Annotated in this window: 23 protein-coding genes and 5 tRNA genes; 13 read left to right on the forward strand and 15 right to left on the reverse strand. The window is 71.1% G+C overall.

Annotation, left to right across the window (positions count from 1 at the left end):
• The first annotated feature begins 31 nt into the window (after positions 1-31).
• Positions 32-748: an IclR family transcriptional regulator NdgR gene (gene ndgR, locus IE258_RS31725; RefSeq protein WP_011030305.1), complete on the forward strand. Its 717-nt coding sequence runs from the start codon at positions 32-34 to the stop codon at positions 746-748.
• A 69-nt stretch (positions 749-817) separates the two neighbouring features.
• On the opposite strand, the gene IE258_RS31730 is transcribed toward ndgR, so the two are convergent.
• Entirely contained in the window at positions 818-1,381 is a 564-nt protein-coding gene (locus tag IE258_RS31730; RefSeq protein ID WP_189749179.1) for a DUF4188 domain-containing protein, read from the reverse strand.
• 81 nt (positions 1,382-1,462) lie between these two features.
• On the opposite strand from IE258_RS31730, the gene IE258_RS31735 reads away from it, so the two are divergent.
• Positions 1,463-2,107, forward strand: coding sequence for a MerR family transcriptional regulator (locus IE258_RS31735; RefSeq protein WP_189749180.1), 645 nt, complete (start codon positions 1,463-1,465; stop codon positions 2,105-2,107).
• Between the two features lie 60 nt (positions 2,108-2,167).
• On the opposite strand, the gene IE258_RS31740 is transcribed toward IE258_RS31735, so the two are convergent.
• The 6 genes from IE258_RS31740 to IE258_RS31765 form a co-directional block, all read right to left on the reverse strand.
• Positions 2,168-2,240: transfer RNA gene (locus IE258_RS31740), tRNA-Glu, on the reverse strand.
• Positions 2,241-2,284: 44 nt separating this feature from the next.
• A tRNA-Gln gene (locus tag IE258_RS31745) sits at positions 2,285-2,356 on the reverse strand.
• Positions 2,357-2,376: 20 nt separating this feature from the next.
• A tRNA-Glu gene (locus tag IE258_RS31750) sits at positions 2,377-2,449 on the reverse strand.
• Positions 2,450-2,511: 62 nt separating this feature from the next.
• A tRNA-Glu gene (locus tag IE258_RS31755) sits at positions 2,512-2,584 on the reverse strand.
• Between the two features lie 39 nt (positions 2,585-2,623).
• Positions 2,624-2,695 (reverse strand) — tRNA-Gln (locus IE258_RS31760).
• A gap of 92 nt (positions 2,696-2,787) precedes the next feature.
• A complete protein-coding gene (locus IE258_RS31765) occupies positions 2,788-3,522 on the reverse strand; it encodes an HAD family hydrolase (protein ID WP_189749181.1) in 735 nt (244 codons plus the stop codon).
• A gap of 107 nt (positions 3,523-3,629) precedes the next feature.
• Between IE258_RS31765 and IE258_RS31770 the strand changes: the two genes are divergently transcribed.
• A complete protein-coding gene (locus tag IE258_RS31770) occupies positions 3,630-3,914 on the forward strand; it encodes a hypothetical protein (protein WP_189749182.1) in 285 nt (94 codons plus the stop codon).
• A 91-nt stretch (positions 3,915-4,005) separates the two neighbouring features.
• Here the strand turns inward: IE258_RS31770 and gltX are convergent, their stop codons facing one another.
• From gltX to IE258_RS31785, 3 genes are all read right to left on the reverse strand, one after another.
• Entirely contained in the window at positions 4,006-5,490 is a 1,485-nt protein-coding gene (gene gltX, locus IE258_RS31775; RefSeq protein ID WP_189749183.1) for a glutamate--tRNA ligase, read from the reverse strand.
• Positions 5,483-6,268, reverse strand: a complete 786-nt coding sequence (locus IE258_RS31780; protein ID WP_127895591.1) for a fumarylacetoacetate hydrolase family protein — start codon at positions 6,266-6,268, stop codon at positions 5,483-5,485. Before IE258_RS31780 ends, gltX begins: the two co-directional genes overlap by 8 nt.
• A gap of 104 nt (positions 6,269-6,372) precedes the next feature.
• Complete coding sequence (locus IE258_RS31785; RefSeq protein ID WP_164461019.1) at positions 6,373-6,561, reverse strand: hypothetical protein; 189 nt, start codon at positions 6,559-6,561, stop codon at positions 6,373-6,375.
• Between the two features lie 603 nt (positions 6,562-7,164).
• On the opposite strand from IE258_RS31785, the gene IE258_RS31790 reads away from it, so the two are divergent.
• From IE258_RS31790 to IE258_RS31825, 8 genes are all read left to right on the forward strand, one after another.
• The gene (locus IE258_RS31790) at positions 7,165-11,127 is read left to right on the forward strand and encodes a nitrate- and nitrite sensing domain-containing protein (RefSeq protein WP_189749184.1); all 3,963 of its coding nucleotides are present in this window, start codon (positions 7,165-7,167) and stop codon (positions 11,125-11,127) included.
• A 9-nt stretch (positions 11,128-11,136) separates the two neighbouring features.
• Positions 11,137-11,550, forward strand: a complete 414-nt coding sequence (locus tag IE258_RS31795) for a roadblock/LC7 domain-containing protein (RefSeq protein WP_003973453.1) — start codon at positions 11,137-11,139, stop codon at positions 11,548-11,550.
• Between the two features lie 111 nt (positions 11,551-11,661).
• The gene (locus IE258_RS31800; RefSeq protein WP_003973454.1) at positions 11,662-12,060 is read left to right on the forward strand and encodes a DUF742 domain-containing protein; all 399 of its coding nucleotides are present in this window, start codon (positions 11,662-11,664) and stop codon (positions 12,058-12,060) included.
• Positions 12,041-12,616 carry a GTP-binding protein gene (locus IE258_RS31805; protein WP_003973455.1) on the forward strand — a complete coding sequence of 192 codons (576 nt, stop codon included), beginning with the start codon at positions 12,041-12,043 and terminating at the stop codon, positions 12,614-12,616. Before IE258_RS31800 ends, IE258_RS31805 begins: the two co-directional genes overlap by 20 nt.
• 417 nt (positions 12,617-13,033) lie before the next feature.
• Positions 13,034-16,276, forward strand: coding sequence for a sensor histidine kinase (locus tag IE258_RS31810; RefSeq protein WP_189749185.1), 3,243 nt, complete (start codon positions 13,034-13,036; stop codon positions 16,274-16,276).
• Positions 16,277-16,286: 10 nt separating this feature from the next.
• Positions 16,287-16,700 carry a roadblock/LC7 domain-containing protein gene (locus tag IE258_RS31815; RefSeq protein WP_004983065.1) on the forward strand — a complete coding sequence of 138 codons (414 nt, stop codon included), beginning with the start codon at positions 16,287-16,289 and terminating at the stop codon, positions 16,698-16,700.
• Between the two features lie 94 nt (positions 16,701-16,794).
• The gene (locus IE258_RS31820; RefSeq protein ID WP_142200578.1) at positions 16,795-17,367 is read left to right on the forward strand and encodes a DUF742 domain-containing protein; all 573 of its coding nucleotides are present in this window, start codon (positions 16,795-16,797) and stop codon (positions 17,365-17,367) included.
• Positions 17,348-17,929: a GTP-binding protein gene (locus IE258_RS31825; protein WP_009314218.1), complete on the forward strand. Its 582-nt coding sequence runs from the start codon at positions 17,348-17,350 to the stop codon at positions 17,927-17,929. Before IE258_RS31820 ends, IE258_RS31825 begins: the two co-directional genes overlap by 20 nt.
• Positions 17,930-18,197: 268 nt before the next feature.
• Here the strand turns inward: IE258_RS31825 and IE258_RS31830 are convergent, their stop codons facing one another.
• The 3 genes from IE258_RS31830 to IE258_RS31840 form a co-directional block, all read right to left on the reverse strand.
• A complete protein-coding gene (locus IE258_RS31830) occupies positions 18,198-18,395 on the reverse strand; it encodes an acyl-CoA carboxylase epsilon subunit (protein ID WP_059302326.1) in 198 nt (65 codons plus the stop codon).
• Positions 18,396-18,412: 17 nt separating this feature from the next.
• Positions 18,413-19,996 carry an acyl-CoA carboxylase subunit beta gene (locus IE258_RS31835; protein WP_159330471.1) on the reverse strand — a complete coding sequence of 528 codons (1,584 nt, stop codon included), beginning with the start codon at positions 19,994-19,996 and terminating at the stop codon, positions 18,413-18,415.
• A 154-nt stretch (positions 19,997-20,150) separates the two neighbouring features.
• Positions 20,151-22,481 (reverse strand): polysaccharide lyase 8 family protein, encoded by a 2,331-nt coding sequence (locus IE258_RS31840; RefSeq protein ID WP_189749206.1) that lies wholly within the window; start codon positions 22,479-22,481, stop codon positions 20,151-20,153.
• A gap of 150 nt (positions 22,482-22,631) precedes the next feature.
• Here IE258_RS31840 and IE258_RS31845 point away from each other — a divergent pair, with 150 nt between their 5' ends.
• On the forward strand, positions 22,632-23,189 hold the full coding sequence (locus tag IE258_RS31845) for a YceI family protein (RefSeq protein WP_109036151.1): 558 nt from the start codon (positions 22,632-22,634) through the stop codon (positions 23,187-23,189).
• Here IE258_RS31845 and IE258_RS31850 read toward each other — a convergent pair.
• On the reverse strand, positions 23,176-23,751 hold the full coding sequence (locus IE258_RS31850; protein WP_189749186.1) for a cysteine hydrolase family protein: 576 nt from the start codon (positions 23,749-23,751) through the stop codon (positions 23,176-23,178). The two genes, IE258_RS31845 and IE258_RS31850, sit on opposite strands and share 14 nt — an antisense overlap.
• 43 nt (positions 23,752-23,794) lie before the next feature.
• Positions 23,795-24,394 (reverse strand): TetR/AcrR family transcriptional regulator, encoded by a 600-nt coding sequence (locus IE258_RS31855; RefSeq protein WP_189749207.1) that lies wholly within the window; start codon positions 24,392-24,394, stop codon positions 23,795-23,797.
• A gap of 112 nt (positions 24,395-24,506) precedes the next feature.
• Here IE258_RS31855 and IE258_RS31860 point away from each other — a divergent pair, with 112 nt between their 5' ends.
• Positions 24,507-25,472 (forward strand): DMT family transporter, encoded by a 966-nt coding sequence (locus IE258_RS31860; protein WP_189749208.1) that lies wholly within the window; start codon positions 24,507-24,509, stop codon positions 25,470-25,472.
• Positions 25,473-25,486: the final 14 nt, after the last annotated feature.

Genomic DNA, 25,486 nt, shown 5'->3' on the forward strand with positions numbered 1-25,486 from the left:
GTTTCACAGAGTGAGACGGGAGTATCGTGTCATGGACAACAGTAGCGGCGTCGGCGTTCTGGACAAGGCGGCCCTCGTCCTGAGCGCTCTGGAGTCCGGCCCGGCCACCCTCGCGGGGTTGGTCGGTGCGACCGGACTGGCACGACCCACGGCCCACCGCCTGGCCGTGGCGCTGGAACACCACCGTATGGTGGCGCGCGACATGCAGGGCCGTTTCATCCTCGGCCCGCGCCTGGCCGAACTGGCCGCGGCGGCCGGCGAGGACCGCCTGCTCGCCACGGCGGGCCCGGTCCTCACCCACCTGCGCGACGTCACCGGCGAGAGCGCCCAGCTCTACCGCCGCCAGGGCGACATGCGCATCTGCGTGGCCGCGGCCGAGCGCCTGTCGGGCCTGAGGGACACGGTCCCGGTCGGCTCCACGCTCACCATGAAGGCCGGTTCCTCGGCCCAGATCCTGATGGCCTGGGAGGAGCCGGAGCGCCTGCACCGCGGCCTCCAGGGCGCCCGCTTCACGGCGACGGCCCTGTCCGGCGTGCGCCGCCGCGGGTGGGCCCAGTCCATCGGCGAGCGGGAGCCCGGCGTCGCGTCCGTCTCCGCGCCGGTGCGCGGCCCCTCCAACCGCGTGGTGGCCGCCGTGTCCGTCTCCGGGCCCATCGAGCGCCTCACCCGCCACCCCGGCCGTATGCACGCGCAGGCGATCATCGACGCCGCCGGACGCCTCTCCGAGGCGCTGCGCCGCAACGGCTGACCGCCGTCCCCCGACACTTCTGACCGGTCACGGGCCCGCCTCAACGCCGCGGCGGGCCCGGCGCCGTTCTCAGACCCCGTCGGGGGCCTTCCCCGGGGCGGCGACCCGCTTCTCCGCCCGTTCCCCGGCGGCGTTGTCCGACCGGTACGCGAAGCGGTCCCGTGCGCGCTTGCCGCGCCGCTCCAGAGGCACCTGTCCGTGTGCCGCCGCGAGCCCGAACGCGGGCATGTCGGCGTAGATCGACTCGTACGACCCCTCGGGCACGACGTACGCCTCGTGCCACAGCCCCACGTGCCCGCGCACCTTGCCCTTGCGCTCCTTGCGGTTGATGACCGCCCAGGCCCGGTGGTGGAACATGTCGGGCGAGTGCGCGTACTTGTAGAGCTTCTCCTTGGACTCCCAGTACTGGACGACGTAGTAGGTCCGCGGGGACGCCGTCAGCAGGACGTGGCTCAGGAGCCCGCGCTCCGGGTCCTTCGCCAGCTCGCGGAGCATGCGCGGCATGGCGAGGAAGACCGGCAGCCAGTGGTGCACGGCCCAGAAGCGGTTGATCCGCATGCCGATCAGCAGGACGGTCACGTCCCCCTCGGCGGCGGCGGTGGTGCGGGTCGCGGTCGCGGACTTGCCCGGCATGACGCCTCCCCGTGTTGGTGAGCTGCACTGTCCAAGCAGCCCTGCTTAGATAGTGGCGCTATCCGAGAAGGGGCGCAAGGGATGCGACTGGCCGACCTGAGCAAACACAGCGGGGTGTCCACCGCGACGATCAAGTACTACCTGCGCGAGGGGCTGTTGCCGCCGGGCCGGCAGGTCAACGCGACCACCGCCGAGTACGACGAGGACCATCTGCGCCGGCTGCGACTGGTGCGGGCGCTGATCCAGGTCGGGAAGGTGCCGGTGGCGACGGCCCGGGAGGTGCTGGGGCACGTCGACGACGACTCGCTGGGCCGCACCATCCGGCTGGGGGCGGCTCTGTGGGCGCTGCCGCAGGACACCGAGCCGGACGAGGCGGACCCGGCGGTGGCCGCCGCGCGCGTCGAGGTGGACCGGCTCCTCGAACTGCTGGGCTGGGAGACCTCCCGGGAGTTGGCGCCGCTCTCCCCCGTCCACCGCTCCCTGGTGGTGGCGGTGGCCGCGCTGCGCCGCCTGGACTATCCGTGGGACGCGGAACTGATGGCACCGTACGGCGAGTTGATGATGGAGGTGGCCCGGCGGGACCTGGACTTCATGGAGACCCACGCCTCGGAGGCGGAGAAGGTCGAGATGGCGGTCGCGGCGGCGGTCCTCTTCCAACCGGTACTGCGGGCCCTGCACCGGCTGGCCCAGGAGGAGGAGTCGGCGCGGCGGTACGGCATCGAGTGAGCGCCGGGGGAACGCCGGAGGGGGCTCCCGCCGTAGCGGAAGCCCCCTCGGACTTTCGAGTACCCCCGACCGGATTCGAACCGGCGCTACCGCCTTGAGAGGGCGGCGTGCTAGGCCGCTACACAACGGGGGCGTGGATCTTGCAGGCGTTCGATGCTACATCGCCGCAGATCCGAGCTGGTCTACCAGGACTCGAACCTAGACTAACTGAACCAGAATCAGTCGTGCTGCCAATTACACCATAGACCAATGTGGTTTAGACCAGTTCGTACCCCCGACCGGATTCGAACCGGCGCTACCGCCTTGAGAGGGCGGCGTGCTAGGCCGCTACACAACGGGGGCCCTAGCGATCCTGCATCGAGAGCAGCGGGAGCGACCCGAGCTGTCCTCGCGGGAAGGATCTGTACCCCCGACCGGATTCGAACCGGCGCTACCGCCTTGAGAGGGCGGCGTGCTAGGCCGCTACACAACGGGGGCTTTGCGGATGTGCTCCGCGGCGCAGATAAGCTCTGCGAGCTGGCCTACCAGGACTCGAACCTAGACTAACTGAACCAGAATCAGTCGTGCTGCCAATTACACCATAGGCCACTGGAACGCAAGCCCCGGAGGGGTTCTTGTTCTAGCGTTGCGCTTCCGGTTCCCGGCCCTTCGGCCCGCTCTCCGGCGGCGCAGGAAGAACATTACCCGAAGGTGGACGGGGCTCCAAAACGGGTATCGGCGCCGAGCAGTGCGGGAAGTTCGGAGAGCGAGGCGATGCGGCGGGGGCCGGCCGGCGGGTCGACCGTCGCGTACGCGCCTGCGCGGTCGATCCAGACCGAGAGCAGCCCGGCCTCGGCGGCGCCCCTTCCGTCGATCTCCGGGTGGTCGCCGACGTAGGCGACCTCCCCAGGGCCGAGGCCGAGGGCGTCGCAGGCCGCGAGGAAGGCGCCGGCCTCCGGTTTGGAGACGCCCAGCTCGGCGGCGCACAGGATGACCTCGAAGCGGTCGTGCACGCCCAGGACGCGCAGTTTGCGGTCCTGGACGGTGAGGCTGGAGTTGGAGAGCACGGCGTGCCGGTGGCTGTCGGCGAGCGCGTCGAGCACGGGCATCACGTCCGGGAAGAGGGACCAGGCGGCCTCGTAGTGCGTGACGTAGCGCTGGAACCAGTCGTCGGCCTCGGCGTCCGTCAGTTCCGGCCGGCCCAGGAAGACCCGGGTGCGGTCGCGCCGCTGTGTGACGAAGTCCACCTCGCCCGCCGAGAAACGCGCCCACTGCTGGTCGGTGATCTCCCGCCAGCGCACGAGGGCCTCCTCGGCCGACCCGTATCCGGCGAGCAGTCCCTCGGCGACCAGATGGGCGCGCATGCCCTCGCGGTCGGCGGTGGTGTAGTCGAAGAGCGTGTCGTCGACGTCCCAGACCACGGCGCGAATGCTCATGATCCGACGGTAACGCCGGGACGGGCGGTGTGGGGGCTCTTCGGCGGTTCGGGGGGCGGCGGATGCCGTAGCTTGGGAGGACCGACGAGCGAAAGACCGAGCCCGCCATGACCGAGTATCGCGTTCAGTTCACCGTTGAGGCCCGCGCCACGTACGATGCGCTGCCCGTCGAGCGCCGGGCCCATCTGGACCGGGCCGTGCGGATACTGGCCCGCGACCCGTTCCGGAAGAACGCGACCGCCCAGCTCGGCCCGGACGAGCATCTGCGCAAGGCCTACGTCGCCCCCGGCGTGATGCTGGAGTACATGGTGGCAGGAGCGGTCATGGTCGTCGTCGTCCTGGAGATCTTCGACGAGAGCGCCTATCTCGTCGACGAGGCCGACGCGCAGTGACCTGGTGGCAAGGGGGCGGCACCCGGAGTGTTCCGGATGCCGCCCCTTGCTCGTGCCCGTTGCTCGAACGCGCTCTCTGCGCGCGTGGGCGTTACGCCGCCAGCCGCGTCAGCGCCGCGTCGATCCGGGCCAGGGACTTCTCCTTGCCCAGGACCTCCAGGGACTCGAAGAGGGGCAGGCCGACCGTGCGGCCGGTGACGGCGACGCGGACGGGGGCCTGGGCCTTGCCGAGCTTGAGGCCGTGGGTCTCACCGGCGGCCAGGACGGCCTCCTTGAGGGACTCCGGGGAGGCCCAGTCGGCCGCGTCCAGCTTCTCGCGGGCGGTGCGGAGCAGGGCGTCGCTGCCGTCCTTCATGGCCTTGGTCCAGCTCGCCTCGTCGACGGCCGGCTCCGGCAGGAAGAGGAAGTCGACGTTGTCGGTGATCTCGGAGAGGACCTTGAGGCGGGTCTGCGCGTGCGGCGCGATCGCCTGCCACTTGGCCTCGTCGAAGTCCTCGGGCGCCCAGGGGGCGACGGGGGCCTTCAGCCAGGGGCGGCAGCGCTCGGTGAAGTCCTTGACCTCGAGGAGGCGGATGTGGTCGCCGTTGATCGCCTCGCACTTCTTCAGGTCGAAGCGCGCCGGGTTGGGCTGCACGTCGGAGACGTCGAAGGCCGCGACCATCTCCTCGATCGTGAAGATGTCCTGGTCGGCCGAGAGCGACCAGCCGAGGAGGGAGAGGTAGTTGAGCAGCCCCTCGGGGAGGAAGCCGCGCTCGCGGTAGAGGTTGAGGCTCGACTGCGGGTCGCGCTTGGACAGCTTCTTGTTGCCCTCGCCCATGACGTACGGCAGGTGGCCGAAGGCGGGGATCTCCTTGGCGACGCCCAGCTCGATCAGCGCCTTGTACAGGGCGATCTGGCGCGGGGTGGAGGAGAGCAGGTCCTCGCCGCGCAGGACGTGGGTGATCTCCATCAGGGCGTCGTCGACCGGGTTGACGAGCGTGTAGAGCGGGGCGCCGTTGGCTCGGACGATGCCGTAGTCCGGGACGTTCTCCGGGAGGTAGGTGATCTCGCCGCGGACCAGGTCCGTGAAGGTGATCGCCTCGTCGGGCATCCGGAAGCGGACGATGGGCTCGCGGCCCTGGGACGTGTACTCCTCGACCTGCGCGTCGCTCAGGTCGCGGCAGTGGCCGTCGTAGCCGGAGGGCTTGCCGGCGGCGCGGGCGGCCTCGCGGCGGGAGTCCAGCTCCTCCTGGGAGCAGTAGCAGCGGTAGGCGTGGCCGGCGTCCAGGAGCTTTTGGGCGACGTCCGCGTAGATGTCCATGCGCTGCGACTGGCGGTACGGCGCGTGCGGGCCGCCGACCTCGGGGCCCTCGTCCCAGTCGAAGCCCAGCCAGCGCATCGCCTCGAGGAGCTGGTCGTAGGACTCCTCGGAGTCGCGGGCCGCGTCGGTGTCCTCGATGCGGAAGACCAGCGTGCCCTGGTGGTGGCGCGCGAAGGCCCAGTTGAACAGGGCGGTGCGGACCAGGCCCACGTGGGGGTTGCCGGTGGGGGACGGACAGAAACGGACGCGTACGGGGGAGCCGGATGCGCTAGCCACGCTTGACAACCTTGTTGGTGAGAGTGCCGATGCCTTCGATGGTGACGGCGACCTCGTCGCCGACGTTGAGGGGGCCGACGCCGGCCGGGGTGCCCGTGAGAATCACGTCGCCGGGGAGCAGCGTCATCGCCTCGGAGATGTTGACGATCAGATCCTCGATGGAGTGGATCATCTCGCTGGTGCGGCCGAGCTGCCGCTGGCCGCCGTTGACCGTGAGCTGGATGGTGAGGTCGCTCGCGGTCGGGATGTCCAGGTCCGTCTCCACCCACGGGCCGAGCGGACAGGAGGAGTCGAAGCCCTTGGCCCTGGCCCACTGCTTCTCACGGCGCTGCACGTCACGGGCGGTGACGTCGTTGGCGCAGGTGTAGCCGAAGATCACGTCCTGGACGCGCTCGCGCGGGACCTCGCGGCACATGCGGCCGATGACGACGGCCAGTTCGGCCTCGTGGTGCAGCTCCTCGGTAAAGGAGGGGTACTGGATGGCGTCCCCGGGGCCGATCACGGAGGTGGACGGCTTGAAGAAGGCGAACGGGGCGTCGGGCACCTCGTTGCCGAGTTCGCGGGCGTGTTCGGCGTAGTTGCGGCCGAAGGCGACGACCTTGTTGGGGAGTACCGGCGGCAGGAGCCGCACCTTGCTCAGGGGCACCTTGGTGCCGGAGAGCTCGAAGTCCGCGAACGGGATGCCCTTGATGATGTCGAGGACGAGCTGGTCCGGCTGGTCGCCCTCGACCGCGCCGAAGGCGACGTTCCCGTCGATGGAGAACCTGGCGATGCGCACGGGTTGCTTGGCCCCTTGACTGAGCTGGCTGGAGTCTGACGCTCCAGGCTAACGCGGCGGGCCTGCCAGGGTGGCCGCTGAACGGTCCGCGGCCGGGTGCCGTACTACTCTGCGACCGACGCCGCGACCGGGGCCTCCATGAGGATCGTGCGGCGGGGGTTGGCGGTCTGGGCGGGGAGCTCGACGGCGTGCTCCGGCTGCTCCGGCGTCTGCGGTCCGTCGGCGTCCTTGAGGTGCGCCAGCGTCGTGCGTCGCGGGTTGGCGATCTTGTGGAACATCATCGTCGTCTTCACGGTTGTTCGAGGCCCTTGTCGTGTCCGGGCGCCCGAGGGGCGGTGAAAGCCCCTGCGAGGGCGCGGGTTGTCGGTTTTGCCTTCTCTGTAAAGCGTCAGGCTAAACACGCGATTCCCCACCAGCCGTGGGGGAGTCCACGTTCCGGGTGTGAGTTTGCTCACTTATCAAGGGTCAAACCGGTCAATTGCGACGCCGACGCCACTCCGACTAAACCGACATTGCACATCTGAAGCCATCATTCCGCTGCTGATCATGTCGACTGGGACACCCGCTGGACCTCGACGACTCGCGGGCATACGTCCGGTTTACGGGTGATCATCTTCTACGGCTGGTGACCCGGCCCTCACGTGGTGTCACGTATCTCACGGCCTGCCCCACGGGCCTTGTTGGAGATCCTGCACTGTGCTGGAATTCCACGGACCGCCGCAGGATCGAGCCGGCGCACAGGGGGCGCACACCAGCGCCGAGCGGCGGCGAGAAGGGGGAGCCAGCGCCGGTCACTCACGACCAACACAGGGGCGTATTCAGGGCGCCCCTTTGACGCCGACACCGTGTCCGGCCGTTCACGCGGCAGGGCGCCTGGTCCAGAGGTTGCGACGCTAGTGCAGGGACGTTTCAAGAGGGATGGCAGCGCTTCGGCGGAGCCGGAGCCGCAGGGCGGGACTGGCCCCAAGGCCGTCAGCTCCTCGCCCCAGCACGCCCAGAACCCGGGCCAGACCCAGCCCGGTGACGGCGGGGAGCGCGCCGGTCAGGCGACGGGCCCGTCCGCTCCCGGCCAGCAGCCCACCAAGCCGGCCAAGGGCTCGACCGGCCCCGGCCCGCGAATAGCCCTGCGCAACTGGCGGATCTCCACCCGTCTGGTGTCGCTGCTGGCGCTTCCGGTGGTCGCGGCGACCTCGCTGGGCGCGCTGCGCATCAACCAGTCGATGGACGACATCCAGCAGCTCGAGAACATGAAGCTGCTGACCGAGATGACCAAGCAGGCCACGGAGCTGGCCGCCGCGCTCCAGGAGGAGCGCGACCAGTCCGCCGGTCCGCTGGCCCACGGTTCGAAGTCCGGCGCGATCGCCGTCAAGGGCGACCGCGAGCAGACCGACCGGGCCCTGAAGAACTTCCTCGACAAGTCCGAGCAGATCGACGCAGCGAGCAAGGACGGCAAGCTCGTCGGCGTCCGGGACAGCCTCGTCGGCATCGCGAGCGACCTGAACGACCTGACCAAGATCCGCAGCACGGCGTACACGGCGAAGGACAACTCGACCCAGACGGTCGAGGCCTACCACCGTCTGATCACCCACCTGCTCGACCTCTCGCAGGACATGGCGGAGGCGACCAGCAACCCCGACATGATCCAGCGCACGCGCGCCCTGTCGGCCTTCTCCTCGGCCAAGGAGTACGCGTCCATCCAGCGCGCGGTCCTCGCCGCGGCCCTCCCCGCGAGCAACAAGGACAAGGGCGACCTGGCCGAGAACGACCGGCTGTACGCCCAGTCCGCGCTGCAGAGCCAGACCTCCGAGATCCGCAGCTTCACCAGCATCTACGGCGAGGGCGCCGAGGACCTGCTCAAGCCGATCTCCGAGGGCAACCCGGTGATCGAGACCTCCGACCAGTACGCCGGGCGCGCCCTGGGCCGGGTCAACGGCCTGGCGGGCCTGAAGTCGCGGTCCTACCAGGACTGGCTGGACGACAGCTCCACCAAGATCCAGCAGATGAAGAACATCGAGCTGAAGCTGCTGGAGGACATGGAGCAGCAGGCCCGCGAGCTGCGCAACGAGTCCGAGCAAGAGGCCATCATCTCCGGTGTCCTCATCCTGCTCGTGCTCGGCGTCTCGCTGGTCGGCGCGTTCGTCGTGGCGCGGTCCATGATCCGCTCGCTGCGCCGCCTGGAGGACACCGCGACCAAGGTCGCCCAGGACCGCCTGCCCGAGCTGGTCAAGCAGCTCTCCGAGACCGACCCGCAGGACGTCGACACCTCGGTGGAGTCGGTCGGCGTGCACTCCCGGGACGAGATCGGCCGAGTGGCCGCGGCCTTCGACGACGTGCACCGCGAGGCGGTCCGCCTCGCCGCCGAGCAGGCCCTGCTGCGGGGCAACGTCAACGCGATGTTCACCAACCTCTCGCGCCGCTCCCAGGGCCTCATCCAGCGTCAGCTCTCGCTCATCTCCGAACTGGAGTCCCGCGAGGCCGACCCGGACCAGCTGTCCTCGCTGTTCAAGCTCGACCACCTCGCCACGCGTATGCGCCGTAACGGTGAGAACCTCCTCGTCCTCGCCGGTGAGGAGCCGGGCCGGCGCTGGACCCGGCCGGTCCCGCTGGTCGACGTGCTCCGTGCCGCCGCCTCCGAGGTGGAGCAGTACGAGCGCATCGAGCTGGCCTCCGTGCCGAGCACCGAGGTCGCCGGCCGCGTGGTCAACGACCTCGTGCACCTGCTCGCCGAGCTGCTGGAGAACGCGACCTCGTTCTCCTCGCCGCAGACCAAGGTCAAGGTCACCGGTCACGCGCTGCCCGACGGCCGCGTGCTGATCGAGATCCACGACACCGGCATCGGCCTCTCGCCGGAGGACCTGGCCGCGATCAACGAGCGGCTCGCCTCGCCGCCCACCGTGGACGTCTCCGTCTCCCGCCGCATGGGTCTGTTCGTGGTCGGCCGCCTCTCGCAGCGACACGGCATCCGCATCCAGCTGCGCCCGTCCGACTCGGGCGGTACGACCGCGCTGGTCATGCTGCCCGTCGACGTCGCCCAGGGCGGCCGCAAGCCGCAGCCCAAGCCCGGTCAGCCCGGCGCGGGCAGCGGCGGTCCGGCCGCCGCGCAGGCGGCCGCCGGTGTCGCCGCGGCCCGCCGTGGCGGACAGGGCGGCGGCGCCCTCGCGGGTAGCGGTGCCTTCGGCGGTGGAAGTGGCGGCGGCGGTGCCCTCGGCGCCGGTGCGCCGGGCGGCAGGCTCGGTGCCGGCCAGGGGCCGCGGGCCGCACTGCCCGGGCGCGACGCGGGCGGTCGCCCGGGTGCGCCGGGTGGCCCGCGCGGGCCCCAGTCCCCGGCGGCCCCGGGCCAGCAGAACCGTCCGGCTCCCGCCGGTGCGGGTGCCGGTGCCGGTCAGGCGCCGGGTGCTCCGCAGGGGCTGCAGGCCGCGGGCATGAACGCGCCGCAGGGCAACGCGCCGGCGAACAACGCCTCGCAGGGCCAGGACATGTTCGGTGGCTCCCGCACCCCCGCCGCGCCCCCGCAGCGCGCCAAGCGGGGTGGCAACGGCGACGCCGAGCAGGGCCGTCGTCCGCAGCTGCCGCCGCGCGGCGGTCCGCGGGCCGAGCTGCCCGGTGGCAACCCTCAGCCTCGCGTGCCCAGTTGGAGCGACGAGAACGCGCAGCCGCCCGTGCCGCGCGCCTCGCTGGACGCCCCGCGCGGCCACGACGAGCCGGACGGCTCCCGCACCGACGAACGGCAGGGCCCCGGCTCCACCGCGGAGATGCCGGCCGTGCCCCGGTTCGGCGAGCCCCAGTCCCCCGCCGCCACGGCCGAGTTCCCCCGCCCCGACTTCGACGCCCCGGCGCCCCGGCGGGACGAGCCGCAGGACACGGGCCAGTTCGCCCAGCCCGCGCAGAACCGGCACGACGGCCAGAACCAGTACGAGACCCAGTACGGGCAGGACCAGTACGGGCAGGACCAGTACGGATCGGGCCAGTACGGCCAGGGCCGGCCGGGCCAGGACCAGTACGACCGGGGCCGGTTCGGCCAGGACGCGCCGCAGAACGACCAGTTCGCGCGGCCCGAGCCGACCGCGCCGCAGCAGGGCGGCGGTGCCTTCGTCCGCTCGGACGTCTTCGGCGGCCAGCCCGGCCAGGCGGCCCCGAACGGTTCGGCCCCGGCCGACCGGTTCGCCGGCGCCCAGGGCTACGACAACGGCTCGACCGGGCAGCACGACCTGCCGGCCCGTCAGAACCCGGCGGCCACCGGACAGTTCGAGCGTCCGCAGGCGGGCGGCACGCAGGGCGGGAACGACTTCGGCGCCCCGCGTCCGCCGGCCCCGCAGCGGCCGGTCGCACCGGAGCCCGTGGGCCAGAACACCAACGGCACTCCCCCGCAGCGGCCCCAGGACGGTTGGGCCCTGCCCCCGGCCACCGGTCCCGGTGACGGACGTACGCCGCTGTACGACACGCTGGAGACCAACTGGTTCCACGGGGACCGCGAGGCGAGGGCGCCGCAGGCCGCCCCGGCCGCGTCCCCGGAGCCGCAGGCCGCCCAGCCCCAGACCCCGGCGGCCCCGCAGCGGCCGGCCACCTCGGCCTGGCGCAGCTCGCCGAACGACGATCTCGTCCGGCAGGCGGAGCGCGTCAGGCAGCCGGCCGCGGGCGGGGTCACCACCTCCGGCCTCCCGCGCCGGGTCCCCCGGGCCAACCTCGTCCCGGGGACGGCTCAGCAGCAGTCGCACCAGAGCGGTCCGGCGGTTTCGCGTGCGCCCGACGACGTGCGCGGCCGGCTGACCAATCTCCGTCGGGGAATCGCACAGGGCCGTCAGGCCGGTACCAACCAGACCGGCAGCTACCCGCGGCCCACTCACCAGCAGGAGCGTTAGTTGAGCCCGATGAGCCAGGCGGCACAGAACCTCAACTGGTTGATCACGAATTTCGTGGACAACACCCCAGGGGTGTCCCACACCGTCGTCGTGTCCGCCGACGGACTCCTCCTGGCGATGTCGGAGGGCTTCCCTCGTGACCGCGCCGACCAGCTCGCGGCCGTCGCCTCGGGGCTGACCTCGCTGACCGCCGGGGCGTCCCGGATCTTCGAGGGCGGCAACGTCGCGCAGACGGTCGTGGAGATGGAGCGGGGGTTCCTCTTCCTCATGTCCGTCTCGGACGGCTCGTCCCTGGCCGTCCTCGCGCACCCGGAGTGCGACATCGGCCTCGTCGGCTACGAGATGGCGCTCCTGGTCGACCGCGCGGGTGCGGTCCTCACACCCGACCTGCGCGCTGAACTACAAGGCAGTCTGCTCCACTGATCGGCCCCGGCACCACCCGTGTTACCAAATCACCGTCCGGCCGCCACAATCCCCCCACCGGCCTCGTCAGACGGCTTGACTGACCGACTTGCTGTCCCGCCCGGAGGATTCATGACCCCGCCCACCGCCTCTCATGATCCGTACGCGGAGCCGTACGAGGACGAGGGCGACCAGCCGCTGGTCCGTCCCTACGCGATGACCGGTGGCCGGACCAGGCCGCGCTACCAGCTCGCCATCGAGGCGCTGATCAGTACGACGGCCGACCCGGCAGCGCTCATGGGACTGCTCCCCGAGCACCAGCGGATCTGCCACTTGTGCCGCGAGGTGAAATCGGTGGCCGAGGTGTCGGCCCTGCTGGCGATGCCGCTCGGCGTGGCGCGGATCCTGGTCGCGGACCTCGCGGAGGCCGGGCTCGTCGCCATTCACCAGCCCGGCGGCGATGAGAACAACGGCGGTGCGCCTGACGTGACACTGCTCGAAAGGGTGCTCAGTGGACTTCGAAAGCTCTGACGGAGGGCGGGCGACCACCTCCGCGAAGATCGTGGTCGCCGGCGGCTTCGGCGTCGGCAAGACCACGTTCGTGGGCGCCGTCTCCGAGATCAACCCCCTGCGCACCGAGGCCGTGATGACCTCGGCGAGCGCCGGGATCGACGACCTCACGCACGCCGGGGACAAGACGACCACGACGGTCGCCATGGACTTCGGCCGCATCACGCTCGACCAGGACCTGATCCTGTACCTGTTCGGCACTCCCGGCCAGGACCGGTTCTGGTTCATGTGGGACGACCTGGTGCGCGGCGCCATCGGTGCGGTCGTGCTGTGCGACACCCGCCGGCTGGCCGACTGCTTCCCCGCGGTCGACTACTTCGAGAACAGCGGCCTGCCGTTCGTCGTCGCCCTCAACGGCTTCGACGGCCAGCAGCCGTACTCTCCGGACGAGGTGCGCGAGGCGCTGCAGATCGGCCCGGACACCCCGATCATCACGACCGACGCCCGGCACCGCGCCGACGCCAAGTCCGCGCTGATCACGCTGGTCGAGCACGCGCTGATGGCCCGCCTGCGGTAGGCCCCCGGCGGGTCCGCCAACCGCCGCAGCCAAGTCGGCTGGCTTCTACGGCACTTGTCGTAGACGGTTCGGAGCCGGCTGTGTCCTTTGACACGGTCGGCTCCGCTGTTCATAACGTTTCGGCAGAGGAATCGGGTGGTACCGACACGCGACGCGGTCAACTGGTCTCGCTGCGCGCACGAACGCCCCGTCTTTTGACGGACCTCGCTCTTTATGACCGTTTTACGTGGGGCTTACATCACGTGTAACCCCCGCGTTCCACTGTTTGGAAGAGCGCTGGTCGCCGTGCTGGAATGCCAGAACTGCCCCATGGTCAAAGACGTACTCAGCAGTAGCGCGTACTCGATGACTGACGGAGTGGGTTCTGAGACACCGCGGCACGACACAGGTGCCGACCGCCGAGAGGTTGTTGGTCGAGTGAGGCGAAGCAAGAACAGTCCCGAGCCATCGGCCCGGGGCAACTTCACCCCGCCGCCGCGCACAGCGGCGCCCGCCCCCGCCCCGGCCGCGGAACCCAAGGCCGAGCCGCCCGCGCCGAGCGGTGGCCGTTTCACGCCCCGCAACTGGCGGGTGACCACCCGGCTGAACGCGATCCTGCTCATACCCGTGCTGGTCGGCCTCGTCATGGGCGGCTTCCAGGTGAAGAGCTCGATCGACACCTGGCAGGACGCCGAGGACGCCGAGAGCACCGCGCGTCTCGTGCGCGCCTCCCTCGGTTACGCCAACGCCCTCTACAACGAGCGCGACATCACGGCGGCTCCCCTGCTGCAGGGCAAGGGCGAGAAGGACACCACCGTCGCCGAGGCCCGCCGGGCCACCGACGAGGCGGCCGACACGTTCGACGAGGCGGCCCAGGGCATGCCCGGCAAGGCGGGCCTGGAGCGCCGGCTGAAGGTGTTCCGCGAGCAGGAGCCGAAGCTCCAGACGCTGCGGGCCGCCGCGTACACCTCCAAGCTCAAGGGTGTGGAGACCGAGGAGGGCTACACCGGCGTCGCCCACCCCCTGATGGAGTTCGCCAACGAGCTGGGTCTGGGCACCGGCAACATCACCTCCTACGGCCGCACCGTCTACGCGATCTCGCTGACGAAGGCGGCGCTCTCCCTGGAGCGCTCCATCGGCATGCACATGCTGGTCAAGCCGGGTCCGGAGCCCAGCCACCTCGCCAGCCAGCGTGTCGCGCTCTCCTCGTACGCCTACCTGGAGCGCATCGCGATCGAGGAGTACATCGGCGGCGGCACCGAGGCGGACGCGCAGAAGCTCGAGGACGCCGAGGCGAAGCTCAAGGAGGACGGCGCGGCCATGGCCAAGGAGGCCAAGGCCAAGGACCCGGACTACGTGCCGCCGCCGTCCGACCCGACCACGATGATCTCGGAGCTGGCCCAGCTCGCCTCCACGGACACCAGCGCGCGGGCGGAGCTGGCCCAGCAGGGCATCACGCCGGAAAACTGGTGGGCGGTCAACACCCTCAAGTTCGACGCGTACCAGAAGATCGAGTCGGACCTGGCCGACAAGGCGGTGTCCGAGGCGTCCACGATCGCCGACGACGCCGAGCGCGACGCCTACATCACGGGCGCCGCGGTCGTCATCGCGCTGCTCGCCGCGTTCGTGCTGGCCGGCATGGTGGCCCGCGGCATGAGCCGCTCCATGCGCCAGCTACGCAACGCCGCCTTCGGCATCGCCGAGCAGCGGCTGCCGATGCTGGTCGACCAGCTCTCCCGCACCGACCCCGGCCGGGTCGACACCCGGGTGCAGCCGATTCCGATCACCTCCACCGACGAGATCGGCGAGGTCGCCCGCGCCTTCGACCAGGTGCACCGCGAGGCGGTCCGGCTCGCCGCCGAGCAGGCCCTGCTGCGGGGCAACATCAACGCGATCTTCACCAACCTGTCGCGCCGCAACCAGTCGCTGATCGAGGGCCAGCTGAGCCTGATCACCGACCTGGAGAACAACGAGGCCGACCCCGACCAGCTGGAGAACCTCTTCCGGCTGGACCACCTCGCCACCCGTATGCGCCGCAACGGCGAGAACCTCCTGGTCCTCGCCGGCGAGGAGCCCGGCCGCCGCTGGGACCAGCCGGTTCCGCTGGTCGACGTGCTGCGCGCCGCCTCCTCCGAGGTGGAGCAGTACGAGCGCATCGAGCTGTCGGGTGTCCCCGAGGCCGAGATCCACGGCCGTGCCGTGACCGACCTCGTGCACCTGCTCGCCGAGCTGCTCGAGAACGCCACGACGTTCTCCTCGCCGCAGACCAAGGTCCGCGTCACCGCGACCCGGCTGCCCGACGGCCGCGTGATGGTCGAGATCCACGACAAGGGCATCGGCCTGACCGCCGAGGACTTCGCGGACATCAACCACAAGTTGGCCAACCCGCCGACCGTGGACGCCGCGATCTCGCAGCGCATGGGCCTGTTCGTGGTCGGCCGGCTGTCCGACCGGCACGGCATCCGCGTGCAGCTGCGCCCCTCCGGGGAGCAGGCGGGCACCACCTCGCTGGTCATGCTCCCGGACGCCATCACCCACGGTGGCGGTGGCGAGCAGCAGCAGCGCGACGAGTTCACCGTGTCGCAGATCATCCCGGAGCAGAACTTCCAGGGCGAGAACTTCGGCCAGGTGGGCCAGGTCGGCCAGCCCATGCGGACCGCCGCCGAGCTGGGCTTCGACGACAGCCGGTACGCCGAGATCCCCGACGACATACGCGAGCTGGACCCGGTCGGCCGCTCGCTCATGCGTGAGGAGCGCCGCGCGGCCCTGGAGGCCCAGTCGCACCCCGAGCTGCCGGGTCCGGTGGACCAGGGCGACGGCGGGCGCGACGAGGCCACCGGGTTCCAGGACCGGTTCGCCGGTCAGCAGCCGGGCTACGACGGTCAGCAGGCCGGCTACGACCAGGCCCTCGACGGCTACCAGCAGCAGCCGAACGGCGGGTACCAGGAGCCGGCGACCGCCGGGTACGACCAGCAGTCGGCCTACGCCGACCCGCAGCAGGCCTACCAGGAACCGCAGCAGGCGTCGTACGACGAGCAGTACTACGCGCCGAACGGCGGTGCGCCGGAGAACGGGAGCTACTCCCCCTTCGAGCAGCGGCGCCACCAGGACGACTGGCCGCAGCAGGACGGATACCAGAACGGATATCCGGACCAGTACTCCGCGGGTGCCCCGCAGGCGCAATCCGCCCAGGCCGCTGACGTGACCGAGCCGGACCGCGTAGGCTTCGACCGTCCGGGGCCGGCCCCCTCCGCCGCCCACGAGCTGACCGACGCCGGTCTTCCCCGCCGCGGATCCACCGCGGGCGGCGCGGGCGATGCGGGGCACGTGGGCCAGGAGACACCGGCCGCCGCACCGGGGGCGGGCGGCGAGGACACCTGGCGGTCGGCCAACGACGACCGCTGGCAGCAGGCCTCGGCGCTGCGCAAGCCCAAGGCGGGCGGGGTGACCTCCTCGGGTCTGCCGCGGCGGGTGCCCAAGGCCAACCTGGTCGAGGGCGCGGCCGAGACCACTCCACAGGGAGGCCCCCAGGTCTCCCGCGCTCCGGAGGACGTCCGGGGCAGGCTGAGCAACCTGCGGCGCGGCGTCGAGCGAGGCCGCAACGCAGGCAGTGAAACGAACGGCCAGGACACAAGGAATGAACACCGTGGTCCTGACAGCACCTACAACCAGGAGCGTTAGTGTGAGCCCGATGAGCCAGGCGGCGCAGAACCTGAACTGGTTGATCACCAACTTCGTGGACAACACCCCGGGGGTGTCCCACACGGTGGTGGTCTCCGCCGACGGACTCCTTCTGGCGATGTCCGAAGGGTTCCCCCGCGACCGAGCCGATCAGCTCGCGGCCGTCGCCTCCGGCCTGACCTCGCTGACCGCCGGTGCCTCGCGCATCTTCGAGGGCGGCAGCGTGAACCAGACGGTTGTGGAGATGGAGCGCGGATTCCTCTTCATCATGTCCATTTCCGACGGCTCGTCCCTCGCGGTTCTCGCACACCCGGAGGCGGACATCGGTCTCATTGGGTACGAGATGGCCCTTCTGGTGGACCGTGCGGGCACGGTTTTGACCCCTGATCTGCGGGCTGAGCTCCAAGGGAGCCTTCTCAACTAAAGGACAGACGGTGCGTTTTGGCGTCCCGTGGCCGTAAAGTTTCGGGACGCGGCTCCACAGTGATGGGTGCCAGGCACAGTCGGAGGAGGAAAAAGTGGCAACACCCCCAGGCGGTCCGTCATCGGGCAACTGGTCGTACGGCCCTGGTCAGGGCCAAGGCGACGGCTCGGCGAACGGGTACGGCTACCCCTCCGTGCCGAACCACCGGCAGCCGTACGCGCCGCAGGGCCCCGGCCCTTCGCCGTACGACCAGCCGCACGCTCCGCGCATCCAGCCCGTGCAGCCGCAGCGCCGCACCCCTGAGCCGGCGCCCGCCGGGGCGTCGAACAACCCCCTGGTGCGCCCGTACGCCATGACGGGCGGCCGCACCAGGCCCCGGTACCAGCTCGCCATCGAGGCGCTGGTGCACACCACCGCGCAGCCGCACCAGATGCAGGGCCAACTGCCCGAGCATCAGCGGATCTGCAACCTCTGCCGGGAGATCAAGTCGGTGGCCGAGGTCTCGGCCCTCCTGACGATCCCTCTCGGCGTGGCCAGGATCCTCGTCGCCGACTTGGCGGAGGCGGGACTGGTCGCCATCCATCAGCCCGGCGGCGACGAGAGCGCCGGCGGCCAGCCAGACGTGACACTGCTCGAAAGGGTGCTCAGTGGACTTCGCAAGCTCTAGCGGCGGTCCTTCCCGCTCCACCACTTCCGCGAAGATCGTGGTGGCGGGCGGCTTCGGCGTGGGCAAGACCACGTTCGTCGGCGCTGTCTCGGAGATCAACCCGCTGCGCACCGAGGCCGTGATGACATCCGCTTCGGCGGGCATCGACGACCTCACCCACACGGGGGACAAGACGACCACGACGGTCGCCATGGACTTCGGCCGCATCACGCTCGACCAGGACCTGATCCTGTACCTCTTCGGTACGCCCGGCCAGGACCGGTTCTGGTTCATGTGGGACGACCTGGTGCGCGGCGCCATCGGGGCGATCGTCCTGGTCGACACGAGGCGGCTGGCCGACTGCTTCCCGGCCGTCGACTACTTCGAGAACAGCGGTCTGCCGTTCGTGATCGCGCTCAACGGCTTCGACGGGCAGCAGCCGTACAACCCGGACGAGGTCCGGGAGGCGCTGCAGATCGGCCCGGACACGCCGATCATCACGACCGACGCCCGGCACCGCGCCGACGCCAAGTCCGCGCTCATCACTCTCGTGGAGCACGCCCTGATGGCCCGGTTGCGCTGACGCGCCGCTGAGCCTGCGGCAGTCGTGCCGCCGTAGCCTGCGGGCAGTCGTGCCGCTGGGGCGGCACGGGTGGGCGCAGGCGGCACCCCGTCAGCGCCGGGTTGCGCGACGCCCCCTGCGGCCACTGGGCTGCCGGGGGCGGTTTCGTTGCCGGGTGCGTAGTACGTGGCTGGTCGCGCCCACGCGGCGGAGCCGCATATCGACACAGCCCCGCGCCCCTAAACGAGCGAGGCCCCTCCTGACGGAGGGGCCTCGCTCGTATCTCAGGTCAGCGCCAGCTGTGCGGCGCCCGGAAACCCGGTTCGCGTTCCAGGCGGCGCCACCCCGCGCGGGCGCGACCGCCGCCGTGGGTCGGGGCGATCTCGGCGGGGCGGGCGGCGGCGCGGGCCAGGAGGAGGGCCGTGATGGCGGCGACTTCCTCGGGCTCGGCGTGGCCCTTCTCGACGCGGATGTCGGGAGTGGACATGGAAGTGGCTCCTCGGGTCACTGCGGCGGGTTGCCGTGCTTGCGGGAGGGCAGGTCGGCGTGCTTGGTGTGGAGCATCGCCAGGGACTTGATCAGCACCTCGCGGGTCTCCGCGGGGTCGATGACGTCGTCGACCAGGCCGCGTTCGGCCGCGTAGTAGGGGTGCATCAGCTCGGACTTGTACTCCTTGACCATGCGCGCCCGCATGGCCTCGGGGTCCTCGGCCCCGGCGATCTGCCGGCGGAAGATGACGTTCGCGGCACCCTCCGCGCCCATCACCGCGATCTCGTTGGTCGGCCAGGCGTAGGTGAGATCGGCGCCGATGGACTGGCTGTCCATGACGATGTAAGCACCTCCGTACGCCTTGCGCAGGATGAGCGAGATCCGGGGCACGGTCGCGTTGCAGTACGCGTACAGGAGCTTGGCGCCGTGGCGGATGATGCCGCCGTGCTCCTGGTCGACACCGGGCAGGAAGCCGGGTACGTCCAGAAGAGTGATGATCGGGATGTTGAAGGCGTCGCACATCTGGACGAAGCGCGCCGCCTTCTCCGACGCCTCGATGTCCAGGACGCCGGCCAGGGCCTGCGGCTGGTTGGCGACGATGCCGACGACCTGCCCGTCGAGGCGGGCCAGCGCGCAGATGATGTTGCGGGCCCAGCGCTCGTGGACCTCCAGGTAGTCGCCCTCGTCGACGAGTTCCTCGATGACCTTGGCCATGTCGTAGGGGCGGTTGCCGTCCGCCGGGACCAGGTCCAGGAGCACGTCCGAGCGTCGGTCCACCGGGTCCGCGGACTCGGCGCGGGGCGGGTTCTCCCGGTTGTTCTGCGGGAGGAGGGACAGGAGGTAGCGGACCTCGGCGAGGCAGGTCTCCTCGTCGTCGTAGGCGAAGTGGCACACGCCCGACGTCTCGGCGTGCACGTCCGCGCCGCCCAGCCCGTTCTGCGTGATCTCCTCGCCGGTGACCGCCTTGACCACGTCCGGGCCCGTGATGAACATCTGCGAGGTGTCGCGGACCATGAAGACGAAGTCGGTCAGGGCGGGGCTGTACGCCGCGCCGCCCGCGCACGGGCCGAGCATCACGCTGATCTGCGGGATGACACCGGACGCCCTGGTGTTGCGCTGGAAGATGCCGCCGTAGCCGGCGAGCGCGCTGACGCCCTCCTGGATGCGGGCGCCGGCGCCGTCGTTGAGCGAGACCAGCGGGGCACCGGCCGCGATGGCCATGTCCATGATCTTGTGGATCTTCGTGGCGTGCGCCTCGCCCAGCGCGCCGCCGAAGATCCGGAAGTCGTGGGCGTAGACGAAGACCGTGCGGCCCTCGACCGTCCCCCAGCCCGTGATGACACCGTCGGTGTGCGGCCTCTTGGCCTCCAGGCCGAACCCGGTCGCCCGGTGCCGGCGCAGCTGCTCGACCTCGCGGAAGGAGCCCGCGTCCAGCAGCAGCTCGATCCGCTCACGCGCCGTCAGCTTGCCCTTGGCGTGCTGCGCCTCCGTCGCCTTCTCGCTCGGCCCGGCCAGCGCCTGCGCACGGATCTCGTGCAGCTCGGCCACTCGCCCGCGCGCGTCCGTCGGCTCACCCGGCGCCTCATCCAAAACGGTCATGTAGCGACTCTACGAAGCCCACCAAGGATTGCGAGCCGTCGACTCCGTACAGTCTCCGGCCCGTTTTCCTGGTAGCACCGAACAGAACCCTCGTCGCATGCAGCCTTTTCGACTGCTCAGAGGGGCTTCCGCTTGTAGAGGTCACACAAAGCCGTCAGCTGAGAGTCACCTCACATTCATGGGTGGTGCATACCACCCCTGGGGTGACGCGGAGGTGCAGTCGGCGGCCCGTCGCGAGGATCTCCACCGTCTCGTCGGCCCGCGGCACCGCTCTCACCGGGTGGTCCCAGATGATCTCCAGGGGTTCTCCCGTGCGCGGCGGTTCGCTCACGCAGAGGGTAGCGGTACGGCCCCAGCGGCGGACCAGCACGCTCGCCCCGGCCGTCGCGGTGAGCGGGCCCGCGGTGCCGGCCTGCCAGAAGTTGGCGGCCGTGAGACCGAGGGTGGGGACCGAGACCGCCTGGCGTCGGCGGTCGTTGGCGAGGACCGTGACCCGGTGGCGGTCGGCGGCGCGGCGGGCCACGGCCGACCGGGAGGCGCCCGGCATGACGGTGTAGACGTACGTGGCGTCGGCGGGGTCGGTGCCGTGGTCGAGCCAGAGGGTCTGCCAGCGCCGGGTGCGGCGCTCGGTCGTGCTGGTGGTGTTGATGTCGGACCAGGCGCCGGTGCGGTCCTCGCGCAGGGCCCTGAGGCCGCCCCCGGGCACGATCCAGCCCCCGTGGCCCTCCAGGTGTGCCCAGTGCCGGCCGCGGACGAGGGCCGGGTCGCCGCCCTCCCCCAGGTTGCGGTTGTCCACGACCGTCTCGACCGGGACGCCGTCCGCGCAGGCGATGCCCGCGCCCAGGCAGACCACGGAGTCGTCCAGGAAGAACCAGGACTTGCGGGCTTCGAGGGTGGAGCCGAGCCCCTTGAGGTGCTGCCCCACTGTCGCGTACTCGCCGTCGGTCGTGCCGCCGACCCAGCTCACGTCCGGTTTTGGCGCGCCCCATTCGCCGCCCGCGCGGTCGGGCAGGCGCTTGGTGGAGACGGTGGTGCCGGGCAGCCGGTACCAGTCGACGGTCGGCCAGAACCAGTCGGTGTACTGATCCGAGGCGGTCCCGTTCGCCCACCAGGTGAGCATCCCGGCGCCGGTGTGCCAGCCGCGCGGGTTCTCGCCGTTGCCGCACTCGTAGTGGGCGATGCGGTCGCCGGCCATGGCGAGGCCCGCGGTGAAGGCGGGGCGGCGGTGGACGGCGCGGTCCATGGCGGCGAAGAGGTGGTGCCCGACGGGCTCGGGGGCAGCTTCGCCCGGGGCGGCCGCGATCGCGTGCAGCCGGGCCAGGTCGGCGACCGGGAACTGGGGCGCGGTGAGGACCGGGGTGACGGTGTCCCGGTCGATCCAGCCCTTGATCCTGGCGTACCAGCGCTCGCGCTCGGCGCCGCTCGCCCCGCCCGCCAGGACCGCCATGGCGGCGATGATCTGCTGGCCGTGGAAGTGGTCGCTGCGCATGACGTGCAGGTCGTCGCTCTTGAGGTAACCCCGGCTGATGGCCCGCCCGTTGACGATGTCCATGACCAGCCCGTCGTGGATCAGGGGCGCGTAGGCGTGTTCGACGCTGTCGAGGACGATCTGCTTGCCCGGGTCGGTCACCTCCCACTCGGACCCGGCCAGCAGGGTGAACAGCCGACCGAGGCCGTCCAGCATGACCTGGCCGTACGTCCCCGAGTAGGCGACCCAGGTGTGCTGGACGAAGGAGCCGTCGGCGTAGAGCCCGTCGCCCTTCGTGACGTACGGGAAGACCGGCGAGAGGGCGTCGCGGGCCAGGGCGATCTTGGCGGGGGCCCGGCCCAGGATGCCGCGCAGGGCGACGGAGCGGCACAGGTCGACGCGGTTGGCGCCGGTGGAGGTGCCGGTGTAGTCGCCGAGCATCGCGTCGGGGACGAAGTGGTCGACTGCGGCACAGGCGGCGGCCACGCGGTCGGTGCCGAGGTGGTCGTACAGGGCGGCCGTGATGTCCATCAGGAGCCGGGGGCTGCCGATCTGCCATTCCCACCAGTTGCCGTAGCGGGTGGTGGCGGGGTTGTAGACGGTGGCCGAGAGGTGGTCGAGGCCGCGCAGGATGTCGGCGAGGAGGGCGGGGTCGCCGGTGGAGCCGGTGCCCTCCTGGACGTACGCCTCGGTCATCGTCCACAGGCGGCCGTAGGCGAAGGTGATGCCGGCCGGCGGGTCGAAGGGGTGGCCTGGCCACAGGGAGGTGGGGGTGGGGGCCATGGTGGCGCGGTGCTCGCGGGCGCGCTCGCCGGTCTCGGAGAGGCGGGAGGCGTACGGCTCGGCGGCCGGGTCGTAGCCGGTGCCGAGGGTGATGTCGAGCCAGCGGCGGCGGAGGGTGTCGTAGGGGTCGGCGGTGGCGGCCGCGGCACGGGGGACGGTGGTGAGGGCGGCGGCGGCCGCCGCGGCGAGCAGGACCGCGCGACGGGTGGGGGCGGTGGGGCGCTGTGGGGTCATGCTCATGCCGTCTATCACGCCGGGAGGCGGAGGGGAACAGTGCCGCAACACGTGCGGCGCGGGTGGTTGATGGCGGCGCGGAATAGCTCTAGAGTCGAAACCGTTGGACTGGTTGAACATTCAACTTCAACGCCTTCCTTGGAGGACACCATGACCGCCACCCCCGACCTCGCGACGCTGACCGGCGACTACACCGTCGACCCGGCCCACACGACGATCGGCTTCACGGCGCGCCACGCCATGGTCACCAACGTCAAGGGCAAGTTCCTCGACTTCACCGGCACGCTGCACCTGGACGGCACCGACCCGTCCCGCTCCACGGCGTCCCTGGACATCACGATGGACAGCATCGACACCGGCTCCCCCGACCGTGACGGGCACCTGAAGAGCTCGGACTTCTTCAACACGGGCGAGTACCCGACGATGACCTTCCGCTCCACCAAGGCGGAGTCCCTGGGGGGCGACGACTACCGCATCACCGGTGACCTGTCGATCCTCGGCACGACCAAGCCGCTCACCATCGACCTGGAGTTCAACGGCGCCGCCAAGGACCCGTTCGGCAACGAGCGCGTCGGCTTCGAGGGCAAGGCGGAGATCAAGCGCTCGGAGTGGGGGCTCACCTGGAACGCGGCGCTGGAGACGGGCGGCGTACTGGTCTCCGACAAGATCAAGCTGAACTTCGACATCTCGGCGATCAGGCAGGCCTGACGCCCCGTGCCCCCTCGGGGGCACCGAAGTCCACGTCGGCGGCGGCCCGGACCCGGATGCGGCGGCCGGGCCAGCCGATCGTGCGGTAGACGGCGTTGTACTGCGCGATCGAGCGGTCCGCCGGGACGAGGTCGGTGTCCGCCCCGGTCCGCACCGAGGTGGTGTGCCCGTCGGCGACGACCACCAGGTCGTAGCCCCGGCTCAGCGCCTGCCGCGCCGTGGTGTCCACGCAGACCTCCGTGGCGAACCCGGTCACGATCACCTCGGTGACACCGCGCGCCGTCAGGACCGCGTCGAGGTCGGTGCCCAGGAAGCCGTCCGGGGTCGTCTTGTCCACGACCGGCTCCCCCTCCCGCGGCGCCAGCTCGGGCACGACCCGCCAGCCCTCGGTCCCGGGGACCATGCCCGCGTCCTGCTGCCGCACGGTCACCACCAGCACCCCGGCCGCCCGCGCCCGCTCGCTCAGCCGGGCGATCGCGGCGACCGTCTCGGCGGCCCGGTGCGCCATGGCGACCGTGCTGTTCTGCATGTCGATGACGAGGAGCGCGGTGGTGGGCGGCACAGGCCCACCGTAGCGGGACGTCCGGCCCGCGCACCGCCCGTTTTCACCTGCCCAGCAACTCCCGCACCTGGTCGAGGGCGGTGTCGAAGGGGTCGGGGAGCACGCCGACCCCGTGGGCGACCAGCGCCCCCTCGTGCAGCAGCATCAGCGTCCGGGCCAGCCGGTCCGCGCCCGCCGCGTCGATCTCCCGGGCCAGGCCGGTGAAGAGGTCGAGCATCCACCGCTTCTGGCCGATGATGACCGGGTGGGCCGGATGGGCCGGGTCGCTGATCTCCGCATGTGCGTTGATCATGCTGCACCCCTTGGCGCCGTACCGCGCCGACCACGCGCGTGATGCCTCGAAGACCGCCTCGACCCGGGCGGCCGCCCCCTCCCCCGCCGCCTCCAGCCGTCCGGCGAGCAGGTCCCGCCAGCGCTCGTCGCGCCCGGCCAGGTACTCCACGACGATCTGCTCCTTCGAGCCGAACCGGTCGTACAGCGTCTTCTTGGTCACCCCCGCCTCGGCGGCGATGAGGTCCACGCCCACGGCGTGGATGCCGTGCGCGTAGAACAGCCGCTCGGCGGCCTCCAGCACCCGTCGCGCGCCCGGCGTCATTCGGACCCGGCGAGGTTTCCCCGCGGCTCCCACGACCTCTTCACCCATGACCTCTCCACCCGCGGCCTCTGCACCCATGGCCACGAGTATACCGGTCTGTATAGTGGGCACTCGGAATGAGTAAACCGATCTGTCTACTACGACTCTGGATGTGGTCGACGTGAACGCCCTGCTCTCGGCCGCCTTCGTACTGTGCTGGAGCTCCGGCTTCATCGGCGCCAAGCTCGGTGCGGAGACCGCTGCCACGCCCACCCTCCTGATGTGGCGCTTCCTGCCGCTCGCCGTCCTGCTGGCCGCCGCCGCGCTCGTCTCCCGGACGGCCTGGCGGGGTCTGACGCTCCGGGGCGCCGGCCGGCAGATCGCCATCGGCGCACTGTCGCAGAGCGGCTATCTGCTCAGCGTCTACTACGCCATCGAGCTGGGTGTCTCCAGCGGCACCACCGCCCTGATCGACGGCGTCCAGCCCCTGGTCGCCGGCGCCCTCGCCGGTCCCCTGCTGCGGCAGTACGTCTCCCGCAGGCAGTGGCTCGGACTGTGGCTCGGGCTGTCCGGCGTGGCCACGGTGACACTCGCCGACGCCGCGGCGGCCGGGGCGTCAGTGGCCTGGTGGGCGTATCTCGTCCCGTTCCTCGGCATGCTGTCGCTGGTGGCGGCCACCTTCCTGGAGAGCCGCACACGGGAGCCGGTCGCGCCCCGCGTCGCCCTGACGATCCACTGCGCGACCAGCGCCGTCCTGTTCTCCGGCCTCGCCCTGGCCGCCGGGGCGGCGACGCCGCCTGCCGGGACCTCGTTCTGGCTGGCGACCGCCTGGCTGGTGGTGCTGCCGACCTTCGGCGGCTACGGGCTGTACTGGCTGATCCTGCGCCGGTCCGGCATCACCGAGGTCAACACCCTCATGTTCCTCATGGCGCCGGTCACCGCGGTGTGGGGCGCCCTCATGTTCGGTGAGCCCTTCGGCGTCCAGACCGCCCTCGGCCTGGCGGTCGGCCTCGCGGCCGTGGTCGTCGTCCGGCGCGGGGGCGGCCCGGACCGGAGGCGGCGGTCCCTGGAGCCCGTGCGGTCCGGCGCGGACCGTCCGGCGGCCCCGAGGCCGAAGGCTGCCGGGCCGAAGGCTGCCAGGCGCTGACCCCGCCGCGCCCC

The sequence above is a fragment of the Streptomyces tendae genome, assembly GCF_014650435.1.
GTDB classification, from domain to species: Bacteria; Actinomycetota; Actinomycetes; order Streptomycetales; family Streptomycetaceae; genus Streptomyces; species Streptomyces tendae.

Bases quoted from the DNA above. Each gene is read 5' to 3' on its own strand.
- IE258_RS31830 (WP_059302326.1), bottom strand. From the start codon at position 18,395: ATGTCCACTCCCGACATCCGCGTCGAGAAGGGCCACGCCGAGCCCGAG.
- IE258_RS31845 (WP_109036151.1), top strand. From the start codon at position 22,632: ATGACCGCCACCCCCGACCTCGCGACGCTGACCGGCGACTACACCGTC.
- IE258_RS31855 (WP_189749207.1), bottom strand. From the start codon at position 24,394: ATGGGTGAAGAGGTCGTGGGAGCCGCGGGGAAACCTCGCCGGGTCCGA.
- IE258_RS31815 (WP_004983065.1), top strand. From the start codon at position 16,287: ATGAGCCAGGCGGCGCAGAACCTGAACTGGTTGATCACCAACTTCGTG.
- IE258_RS31800 (WP_003973454.1), top strand. From the start codon at position 11,662: ATGACCCCGCCCACCGCCTCTCATGATCCGTACGCGGAGCCGTACGAG.
- IE258_RS31770 (WP_189749182.1), top strand. From the start codon at position 3,630: ATGACCGAGTATCGCGTTCAGTTCACCGTTGAGGCCCGCGCCACGTAC.
- IE258_RS31840 (WP_189749206.1), bottom strand. From the start codon at position 22,481: ATGACCCCACAGCGCCCCACCGCCCCCACCCGTCGCGCGGTCCTGCTC.
- IE258_RS31795 (WP_003973453.1), top strand. From the start codon at position 11,137: ATGAGCCAGGCGGCACAGAACCTCAACTGGTTGATCACGAATTTCGTG.
- IE258_RS31730 (WP_189749179.1), bottom strand. From the start codon at position 1,381: ATGCCGGGCAAGTCCGCGACCGCGACCCGCACCACCGCCGCCGCCGAG.
- IE258_RS31735 (WP_189749180.1), top strand. From the start codon at position 1,463: ATGCGACTGGCCGACCTGAGCAAACACAGCGGGGTGTCCACCGCGACG.
- ndgR (WP_011030305.1), top strand. From the start codon at position 32: ATGGACAACAGTAGCGGCGTCGGCGTTCTGGACAAGGCGGCCCTCGTC.
- IE258_RS31835 (WP_159330471.1), bottom strand. From the start codon at position 19,996: ATGACCGTTTTGGATGAGGCGCCGGGTGAGCCGACGGACGCGCGCGGG.
- IE258_RS31765 (WP_189749181.1), bottom strand. From the start codon at position 3,522: ATGAGCATTCGCGCCGTGGTCTGGGACGTCGACGACACGCTCTTCGAC.